Source organism: Anaerovibrio sp., from assembly GCF_024697385.1.
Taxonomy (GTDB): domain Bacteria; phylum Bacillota; class Negativicutes; order Selenomonadales; family Selenomonadaceae; genus Anaerovibrio.
In genome coordinates this window covers 1-4,279 of the sequence record NZ_JAILFV010000169.1, presented here as the reverse complement: position 1 = coordinate 4,279, position 4,279 = coordinate 1, and the positions used below count along the sequence as shown (strand labels likewise).

3 protein-coding genes and 1 pseudogene are annotated in these 4,279 nt (G+C 47.6%); all 4 read left to right on the top strand.

Annotated features, from left to right (window positions below):
• The coding region (amrA, locus tag K6C05_RS08930) for an AmmeMemoRadiSam system protein A (protein WP_296733813.1) at nucleotides 1-708 on the top strand (708 nt) is incomplete at its 5' end.
• Nucleotides 701-1,543 carry an AmmeMemoRadiSam system radical SAM enzyme gene (gene amrS / locus K6C05_RS08925; protein WP_296733811.1) on the top strand — a complete coding sequence of 281 codons (843 nt, stop codon included), beginning with the start codon at nucleotides 701-703 and terminating at the stop codon, nucleotides 1,541-1,543. The genes amrA and amrS, both read left to right, overlap by 8 nt.
• A 160-nt stretch (nucleotides 1,544-1,703) precedes the next feature.
• A complete protein-coding gene (locus K6C05_RS08920) occupies nucleotides 1,704-2,903 on the top strand; it encodes a glycoside hydrolase family 3 N-terminal domain-containing protein (protein WP_296733808.1) in 1,200 nt (399 codons plus the stop codon).
• Nucleotides 2,904-3,427: 524 nt separating this feature from the next.
• Nucleotides 3,428-4,279 (top strand): annotated as a pseudogene (locus tag K6C05_RS08915) (LTA synthase family protein); the annotation flags it as partial.

The following is a 4,279-nucleotide window of genomic DNA, read 5'->3' as shown; positions in this document are numbered from 1 at the left end:
CGTTCCTTTTGGATTATGGCCGGGGCATTTGACCGCATGGATGTGCAGTCAAAGCTGTTATCCTGTGAAGGCCCATTTGGAGTAGGATATGCAGTGGCCCAGTTTACCCCTGGCGGTCAAAATGAAAACCGCAATATCTGCGAACAGGCTGTGGAAAAACAGCAGGAAGCTATGGCAAGGCGCCGTGCCCAGGAGGACGAATACCTGAAGCTGGCCCGCAAAAGCCTTGAAAGCTATGTTCGGAACAATAAGTGTATCGAGGTGCCGGCAGATTTGCCGGCAGAAATGGTTAATACCAAGGCCGGAGCCTTTGTGTCCATCAAGAAGGATGGACAGCTCAGGGGCTGCATAGGTACCATACTCCCCGTCAGGGAAAATCTGGCCCGGGAAATAATAGAAAATGCAGTTTCGGCAGGAACCGGTGACCCGCGGTTTCCGAGGGTGACTGAGGATGAGCTGGAGTCCCTGGTGTATGATGTGGATGTCCTGTCGACTCCTGAAGCTGTAGATAGTCCTAAGGAATTGGATGTCAAGCGCTATGGAGTAATCGTGGAAAGCGAGGACGGTCATAGGAGGGGACTGCTGCTGCCTGACCTGGAGGGCGTGGATACCGTGGAGGAGCAGATTTCAATCGCCAGCCAAAAGGGAAATATTTCCCCTGATGAGAAAATAAAGCTGTGGCGCTTTGAGGTAACCCGTCATGAATAAGGCAGCTGAGAAAATGGAATGCGGCCTGTGTCCCCATGGATGCCGGCTGGCCCCGGGTCAGAAGGGACTATGCGGTACCAGAATCAATCAGGAGGGAACCATACACTCCATATCCTATGGCCAGATTACCTCCTTGGCCTTGGATCCCATTGAGAAAAAGCCACTGTATCATTTTTGCCCTGGCAGTTATATCCTGTCTTTGGGCAGCTTTGGCTGCAATATGAAGTGCCCCTTTTGCCAGAATCATGAAATATCCCAAAAGGGCATGGAGGTCGTTCAGGGCCAGCTTTCACCCGCAGATTTGCGGGATATTGCCCTGAAAACTGCCCGGGAGGGAGGAAGCATTGGTGTAGCCTTTACCTACAATGAACCCCTGTTGAATTATGAATACCTGTTGGAGGTGGCACCCTTGCTCAAAGAATGTGGGCAAAAGGTGGTGCTGGTGACAAATGGGCAGATTATGGAAAAGCCGTTAGGAAGATTATTGCCCCATGTGGATGCCATGAATATTGATCTTAAGGTTTTTTCAGAGGATGGCTACAAGTGGATGGGGGGCGACTTCACTACTGTAAAGAACACCATTGCCGCATCAGTCCGGGCGGGAATTCATGTGGAGCTTACCACACTGGTTATCCCGGAGGTGAATGATGAGCCTGCTATGATGGAAGAGGAGGCCAAATGGATACGCTCCCTGGACAAAAGCATTCCCCTGCATCTGTCCAGATATTTCCCCCGTTATAGACTGCGTACAGAAGCAACCCCAATAACTGTCTTGGAAAAATTACAGACAGTCGCCGGGAAATACCTGGATTATGTTTATTTAGGCAATGTATAGGGCATGACAGGAATCAGGGAATGCATGCTTTTCACAGGCAGGAGAAAACTTCAGAAGAATTTTCCTTAAAAGGAAGAAAAATTTGACCAATGGCGTTATAATAGTTATCGTAGCGTTGAAGGATTGGAAATTCGTTCAATAAATCTCCAAGGCAGGAAGGATGAGATTATTGGCCAAGGACAGGTATGTTATTTTTGCCAGTGGCATTATTGTATTCAGTGTGTTTCTGGGAGTATTGGCAGGGACCATGGCAGCTACCATGGCACCACGAACTACGGATTTTGGTTCAGTGGTATCAGAGTATTTGTTTCCTTCACGGGAAACCGTAATAAGGAAGCAGGCAGCCAGGATCGTCAGTCAGATGGATTCTCGGGAAAAGCTGGGGCAGCTGGTAATGATAGGCATTCATGGCACAGATGTGACCAATGATGCGGCTTATATGCTGAAAAATTACCATGTGGGAAATATTGTATTATTTGACCGCAATCTTCAATCTTATCAGCAGACAGCCAAGCTGACCGCAGATTTGCAAAAGCTGGCGCTGGAGGATGCGAAGCAGCCGGTACCTCTGTTTATCGGTATAGATGAGGAGGGAGGTCCGGTAGTACGGGGGAGGGGAATTATTCCGCCACCGCCATCCCAGATGGAACTTGCCCAGAGGAACAATATGATGGTCATAGGCCAATGGGCAGATAAAACCGGAAATACACTCAAGGCCTTGGGGATTAATGTTAATTTTGCCCCGGTGGCCGATGTGTGCTGGAACAATCCGCGCTGCTACAGTGGGGATCCTGAAATTGTATCCAAATGTATTACTGCAGCGGCCAATGGTTATGTAAATGCCAATGAGGTTTTCGTGCTGAAGCACTTTCCGGGCATAGGCCGGGGGAAGGTGGACTCCCATAAGGATGTGTCTAACATTGATGTGTCCAAGGAGCTCCTGTTACAGACAGATTTAAAGCCATTTTTGGATATAATAGACAATTTTAGGACCCAGGATTTTTTTATAATGGTTTCACATCTGAAGTATCCACAGCTTGATCCGGATAATACGGCCAGCCAGTCATATAATATTATTACCAGGCTGTTGAGAAACGAGCTGGGCTATGACGGCCTGATCATCACCGATGATATGGAGATGGGAGCCGTTGCCAAATATGAAAGTTATCGCCAGATGGGGGTTAATGCCATCAAGGCCGGGGCAGATATAGTGATGATATGTCATGATTACAATCATCAGGCTGAGGTGTACAAGGGATTGGTGGAAGCCTATGATGCCGGCGAGCTGGATAAAAAGCAGATTGATGATGCCGTGCGTCGGGTGGTACAGGCAAAGTTAAGGTGTAATACACCACTTTGACCAATATTTTGTGGTATGATAGCTATGGGAGAAGATTCATCTTCCATGGCTATTTGTAGTTAAGTGGTAAAAACTGTTATGATTGCACGCAAGTAAAGGTTTTATGGCGTAGCTGCGCTGTTGACCTCATCCGCCTCGCGTTGCTCGACACCTTCCCCAGAGGGGAAGGCACGGGTAGTGGCACGGGTAACGGGAGTTGTACTTTAAAAAACAGGCCTGGTAACACGAAAGTAAAGTGAAAGCCTTCCCCCCTGGGGAAGCACCCTACGGGTACTAGGCACAAGGCCAGCATATAAGTCGCTGGCACATGTGCCGTCGGTGTCACAACGCACTCGGATGAGGTGAAAACTGGTTTGGCCCTACTACAGTCAAGTTTGTGCCTTCTCCTATGGAGAAGGTGGCAGCCGTAGGCTGACGGATGAGGTCTTTTCCCCTCTGGGAAGCACTCGGATGAGGTTTTATTAAAAAAATGTCCTTTTTATACACAATTTTAGGTTTATATTATTGGAGTGAGTAGATTGACTATGTTTGATGCATTTTTTATGGGCTGGCAGCAGGATATCAAAATAGCCCTATTGCCACCCTTGATGTGCGCAATATTCAGATTAATATTTATTACCTATTTTGGACCCAAGAGCCTGGGAGAATGGGGCCGCGAAAAGCTGTATCACTGCTTTCGCTATGGCTTTTGGTGGGGGATGGACTTCAACGCCTATACCTACCTTATCTCCCTTATAGCAGTCAGTCTGCCCGGAGCATTCCTGCCACAATATTTTGCCGTAGGAGATACGGTTCGCACAGCCTTGATGCTGGTGTACCTTTTTGTCCTGTATGTGTTTTTCTGGGTGAAGATGATTTTTTATTATCATTACCATGATATTATCAACAGCAATATCCTCTTTGGCAAAAATGCCGACAAGAGAAATCTGGCAGACATTTTCTTTAATCAGAATCACGGACTATGGATATTGCTGAGCTTTATACCATATCTGGCTGTCTGTGGGGCATTGTCCATGCTGGTGCTGAGCATTCCGTCAGTGGAATTTCTCTCCGTGGATAATCCATATCTGCAGTATGCCTGTAATACAGCCATGTTTTTGGCCTCCATTGCCATTTTTTATTGGTTCCGTTTTGGCGGCACCTTCCGCCACAGAAATAAGCCGGAATGGGATGAGGTCCCTACGGTGGTCAAGGAGGATGTATTTTTAGGCAAGGCCACAATGGATGACCTTATTGCCCTGGAAATTGTCCTGAAGCATCCGTTGCCGGCATTCGTCAGCAAGGATGATGAAGAAGCTAAAGAAAGCATCAGGAGACTATGCCCTGAATTTAAGGGAGATGGGGACAATCCTCTGGAATATTTCAGGCACATTGCC